The 5,515-nt window shown below is 68.6% G+C and carries 5 protein-coding genes; 2 read left to right on the forward strand and 3 right to left on the reverse strand.

Annotation, left to right across the window (positions count from 1 at the left end; genetic code table 11):
- Together K0M70_RS06230 and K0M70_RS06235 are read right to left on the reverse strand one after the other, a co-directional pair.
- The coding region (locus K0M70_RS06230) for a hypothetical protein (RefSeq protein WP_290780722.1) at window positions 1-432 on the reverse strand (432 nt) is incomplete at its 3' end.
- An 89-nt stretch (window positions 433-521) separates the two neighbouring features.
- Complete coding sequence (locus K0M70_RS06235) at window positions 522-1,109, reverse strand: NfuA family Fe-S biogenesis protein (RefSeq protein ID WP_290780724.1); 588 nt, start codon at window positions 1,107-1,109, stop codon at window positions 522-524.
- Between the two features lie 57 nt (window positions 1,110-1,166).
- Between K0M70_RS06235 and K0M70_RS06240 the strand changes: the two genes are divergently transcribed.
- A complete protein-coding gene (locus K0M70_RS06240; protein ID WP_290780726.1) occupies window positions 1,167-1,505 on the forward strand; it encodes a 4a-hydroxytetrahydrobiopterin dehydratase in 339 nt (112 codons plus the stop codon).
- Between the two features lie 40 nt (window positions 1,506-1,545).
- Here K0M70_RS06240 and K0M70_RS06245 read toward each other — a convergent pair whose 3' ends face one another.
- Window positions 1,546-2,511 (reverse strand): RluA family pseudouridine synthase, encoded by a 966-nt coding sequence (locus tag K0M70_RS06245; RefSeq protein WP_290780729.1) that lies wholly within the window; start codon window positions 2,509-2,511, stop codon window positions 1,546-1,548.
- A 372-nt stretch (window positions 2,512-2,883) separates the two neighbouring features.
- Between K0M70_RS06245 and K0M70_RS06250 the strand changes: the two genes are divergently transcribed.
- Window positions 2,884-5,515 (forward strand): Rne/Rng family ribonuclease (locus tag K0M70_RS06250; RefSeq protein ID WP_290780731.1); only part of this gene is annotated, 2,632 nt, incomplete at its 3' end.

Below are 5,515 nucleotides of genomic sequence, written 5' to 3' on the forward strand. Positions count from 1 at the left end.
GGGCTCGGGCTCGGGCTCCGGCTCCGGCTCGGGTTCGGGCTCGGGCGTGGGCGCGGGCGTGGGCTCGGGCTCGGGCGGGGCCTCTTCGGTCTCAGGCACGGGGTCGGGCTCCTCCGGCTCGGGCAGGGGCTCGGGCACCGGGATCGGCTCGGGCAGCGGCTCAGGTACCGGCTCAGGCTCAGGCTCGATGAACACCAGGGTGGTAATGACGTCGGGCACGGTGCGATTCACGGTGAGGGTGCTCAGTTCCAACACCCACACCACCGCCACATGCCAAAGCGTGATCGCTGCCAACAGGCCCAGGCGCATCTGCGGCGACATTTCCACGGCCGGGCGCGGCATCCGCCACCAGGGGAAGCCTGCTTCCACCAGGGTTTGTGCCGGGTCGGGCAAGTGCCGCGTGTGATCGGGCGTTGCGCTGTCGTCGATCACGGGCACCGGGGCGTGGGTAGGGGCTGCGCGAGATTAGCCGGCCATGCTGGAAAAAATCGGTTAAACGCGCCGGCGATGCCCGGCGCCGTTCATCCCCGGGCCATGTAAGGCGCGCTGCCGGTGCTGTGGTCGGTGGCGTCGCGCACGGCGGTTACCTCGGGGAACTTCGCCATCATCGATTTCTCGATGCCCTGCTTCAAGGTGACGTCGACCATGCCGCAGCCGTGGCAGCCGCCGCCGAAGCGCAGGTACACCACGCCGTCGGCGTCAATCGAGTCCAGCGCCACCCGGCCTTTGTGCGAGGCCAGCTGCGGGTTGATCTCGGATTCGATCAGCCACTGCACGCGCTCCACCAACGAGGCGTCGCCCTGCGGCTGGTCGCCCTTGATGCGCGGGGCCTTGATGGAAAGCTGGCCGCCGGTGGCGTTGCCGACGAAATCAATCACGGCCGAATCCATGAACGGTGCACTGGGGGCGTCCACGTACAGCGTGAAGCCCTCGCACTCAATCGCCCATTCGTCGCCCAGCAGATCGCCTTGGTCGCAGAACTCCAGGCGCGCATCGGCACGCGGCGTGCCGGGGTGCAGGGCCGAAAGGCGGATACCCACGGCGTCGTCGCCCTGGGATTGCAGCAGGCGCTGGAAATAGGCCTGGGCGGACTCGGTGATATTGATCATGAAACGTATTGTAGACCCACCGCCTATACTGGGTGTGACCAACAACGGAACATCCTCATGACCACCCTCGCCCAACTCGCCGCCCGCCACTGCAAGCCGCTCAAGGGCGACGCCCACCGGCTGGCGTCAGAAGACGCCGCCGCCCTGCTGGCCGCCCTGCCCGGCTGGGAGCTGATCGACAACGGCGCGGCCATCCGCAAGTCGTTCAAGTTCAAGGACTACTACCAGACCCTGGCCTTCGTGAATGCGCTGGCCTATGTCGCGCACGCCCAGGACCACCACCCCGACCTGGGCGTCTACTACGACCACGTCGTGGTGCGCTATTCCACCCACGACGTGGGTGGCCTGAGCGACAACGACTTCATCTGCGCCGCGAAGGTCGAATACCTCGCCTGACGGCGGGAGAAAACGTACCAGGTACGTTTTCTCCGCTTGCTCAGCTCTTGCCGAGGCGGTCGAGCACGGCCTTGAGTTCGTCGCCCAGCGGGGCGTTGATGAGGTAGGGCTTGGCGCCCTTCTCCAGCGCGAACTCGATGGAGGCCGCGTGCAGGAACAGGCGCTTGAGGCCCACCTGCTGCGCCAGGCGCTTGTTGGCCTCCTCGTCGCCATATTTGTCGTCGCCCGCCACCGGATGGCCCAGGTGCGCGGCGTGCACGCGGATCTGGTGGGTGCGGCCCGTCTCGATGCGCACCTCGCAGAAGCTGTGGCCGCCCAGGCGTTCGATCACCTTGAAGTGGCTGACCGAGGGCTTGCCCGACGGATTCACCCGCACACGGCGCTCGCCGCCCTGCAGCAGCGACTTCTCCAGCGGCGCGTCCACGGTGAGCGTGCCGTTGGGCAAACGGCCCACCAGCAGGGCCAGGTACTGCTTGCCAGGGCCCTCGTCGTCTTCGCCGCCGCGCATCAGCTGCTGCAGCTCCAGCAGGGCCGAGCGCTTCTTGGCCACCAGGATCACGCCCGAGGTGTCGCGGTCCAGCCGGTGCACCAGCTCCAGCGGCTCGCCCGGTCGCAGCGCCCGCAGCGCCTCGATCAGCCCGTGGCTGATGCCGCTGCCGCCGTGGGTGGCCAGGCCGCTGGGCTTGTTCACGGCCAACAGGGCCTTGTCCTCGAAGACGATGCTGGCCGCCAGGCGGTCCAGCAGACCCTTGGGCACCGGCCGGGACTCGCCCACCTCGTTCAGCTTCACGGGCGGCAGGCGGACCTCGTCGCCCCCGGCCAGGCGGCTGTCGGGCTTGGCCCGCTTGCCGTTGATGCGCACCTGGCCGCTGCGAACCAGCTTGTAAACCAGGCTGCGCGGGGCGCCCTTGAACTGCAGCAGCAGGAAATTGTCCAGGCGCTGGCCGTCCCGGTCCTCCGGGACCTTGACCATCTTCACGCCGGTGGAGGGTTCATTTGCCGCCATGGGTTCTTCACCTATACAATCGGACCGCGAGATAACGTCCTGATTTCCCTGGGGCTGCCGGCCGAAAGCCAAAGCCCTGCGAATCCTGAAGAACCGCTACCACACCCCACGGGGGTGACCATGTTAGCCGGTACCGATGGCAGACGGATATCGCCGCACACCTTACAAGTGTGCGATACCCCGGAAAACGCTCGGCGGTTTCCGGAACCCTTCAGCTAACAAAACAAACAAGCGCTCCCGCGGGTACGCCCGAAGGTTCAGTAGCGCTGGAAGTTCTGCCCAGGCCGGGACGCGCGGTGCGCGCCCGGTCAGCGACATCAGGGTGCGGACCCCGGCGTTCCTCGCGGTAAGAGCGCGTGAGGACACCAGACAATGAAGCGTATGTTGATCAATGCCACGCAGGCCGAAGAGCTGCGCGTGGCGATCGTCGATGGCCAGAATCTTTACGACATCGACATCGAGCAGCCCTCGAAGGAACAGAAGAAGTCCAACATCTACAAGGGCCGCATCGTGCGGCTGGAACCGTCCCTCGAGGCGGCCTTCGTGGAGTACGGCGGTGAACGCCACGGCTTCCTGCCGCTGAAGGAAATCTCCCGCGACTACTTCGTCCCCGGCGTCGACCCCAACAAGGCCGGCCTGAAGGAGTTCCTGCGCGAAGGCCAGGAAGTGGTGGTTCAGGTCGACAAGGAAGAGCGCGGCAACAAGGGCGCCGCCCTGACCACGTTCATCTCGCTGGCCGGCCGCTACATGGTGCTGATGCCCAATTCGCCCACCGCCGGCGGCGTTTCGCGCCGCGTCGAGGGTGACGACCGCCAGGCCCTGAAAGAGGCCATGGACGCGCTGACCATCCCCGACGACATGGGCGTGATCATCCGCACCGCCGGCGTCGGCCGCGCCGCCGACGAGCTGCAGTGGGACCTCGACTACCTGCTGCAGGTCTGGAAGTCGATCACCGACGCCGCCCTGTCCAAGCCCTCGCCCTTCCTGATCTACCAGGAATCGCGCCTGATCATCCGCGCCCTGCGTGACTACCTGCGCGCCGACATCGGCGAGATCCTGGTGGACACCCAGGAGATGTACGACGAGTCGCGCGACTTCATGGCTTCGGTGATGCCGCAGAACCTGCGCAAGCTCAAGTTCTACGAAGACCCCACGCCGCTGTTCAACCGCTACCAGATTGAAAGCCAGATCGAAGGCGCCTACGAGCGCCAGGTGCGCCTGCCCTCGGGCGGCAGCATCGTGGTGGACCAGACCGAAGCCCTGACCGCCGTGGACGTGAACTCCTCGCGCGCCACCAAGGGCAGCGACATCGAAGAAACCGCGTTCAACACCAACCTGGAAGCCGCCGACGAAGTGGCCCGCCAGATGCGCCTGCGCGACCTGGGCGGCCTGGTGGTGATCGACTTCATCGACATGGGTTCGGGCAAGCACCAGCGCCTGGTGGAAGAGCGCCTGCAGAACGCGCTCAAGCAGGACCGCGCCCGGGTGCAGATCGGCCGCATCTCCCGCTTCGGCCTGCTGGAACTCAGCCGCCAGCGCCTGCGCCCGAGCCTGGGCGAATCCAGCCAGATCATCTGCCCGCGCTGCGAAGGCCACGGCCGCATGCGCAGCGTGGAATCGCTGTCGCTGAGCATCCTGCGCCTGGCCGAGGAGCATGCGATGAAGGAAAACACCGCGCAGGTGCTGGTGCAGGCCCCGCCGGAAATCGCCAATTACCTGTTGAACGAAAAGCGCCGCGCGCTGATCGAAATCGAAACCCGCCACGAGGCCCCGGTGGTGATCGTGGCCGACGACGCGCTGGAAACCCCGCACTTCAACATCTCGCGCCTGCGCGAGAATGAAATCGCGGAAGAAGGCAGCAAGCCCAGCTACCACCGCACCACCCCGCGCAAGCTGGCGGTGCATTCGCTGACCAAGGCGCAGATCAACGTGCCCGACCTGCCGGCCGTCACCGCCGTGCGCCCGCCGAACCCGGCGCCGGTGCGCGAGGAAGTGGAAGTGGAAGCCGCCGCGCCCGCGCCGGTGTTCTCCAACAAGCCTGCGGTAGCCAAGCCGGGCCTGTTCGCGCGCATCGCGGCATTCTTCGCCGGCGAGCCGTCGGCGGAAGCCGCGCCCGCGGCGTCCAAGCCGGCGCGCCCGGAACGTTCCGACCGCAACGGCCGCAGCGAAGGCGGCGGCAACCGTGACCGCGGCGGCCGTGGCCGTGACCGTGGTTCGCGCAGCGGCGGCGGTGACCGCGGCGAGCGCGGTCCGCGCCCCGAGCGCGGCGAAAAGCCCGCCCAGGCTGGCCAGGCCGGCGGCAAGCCGCCGCAGGGCAAGCCGTCCGACCCGGCGCAGGCCAAGGCTCCCAAGCCCGAGCGCACCGAAGACCAGAAGAAGCAGGACGAACAGCGCCGCATCGAGGGCCAGCAGCGCCGCGAGGAAAACCTGAAGAAGGAAGCCGAGCGCCGCGAAATCCAGCGCGCGGAAAATCAGAAGCGCGAAGCCGAGCGTCGCGACGCCCGCGCCGCGCGCCTTGCCGCGCAGGCGGCCGCCAGCGGCGGCGAGCTGGCCGAGGGCGAAGTGCCCGTGGCCCCGCTGCTGGACGAAGAGGGCCAGGTGATTGCCGGCCTGGACAACGAAGCCCCCGGTACCGAAGCGGCCAACGCCGCCGAAGGTACCGGCCGCCGCCGTCGCGGCCGTCGCGGTGGTCGCCGTCGTCGCCGCCCGGATGAAGCCGGTGGCGAAAACGGTGGCGCCGAAGGCAGCGAGAACAGCGGCGCCGACAATGACGCCGATTACGAAGACGACGACAACGAGACCGAGGGCAACGCGCCGCGCGCCGCCGCCCCGGCCACGGTGAGCGCCGCCGAGTCCGACTTCGACGACCTGGGCCCGGCTCCGGTCGCCCCGGTGCGTGCGCCCCGCCCTGCCCCGGTGGCGGCGGCCGTCCCGTCCCCCCCCGGGCCCGGGGGGGGGCCCCGGGGGGGGGCCCAGGGCCCCCCCGCCCCCGGGGGCCGCCCCC

This window comes from Arenimonas sp., from assembly GCF_019459675.1.
Lineage (GTDB): Bacteria > Pseudomonadota > Gammaproteobacteria > Xanthomonadales > Xanthomonadaceae > Arenimonas.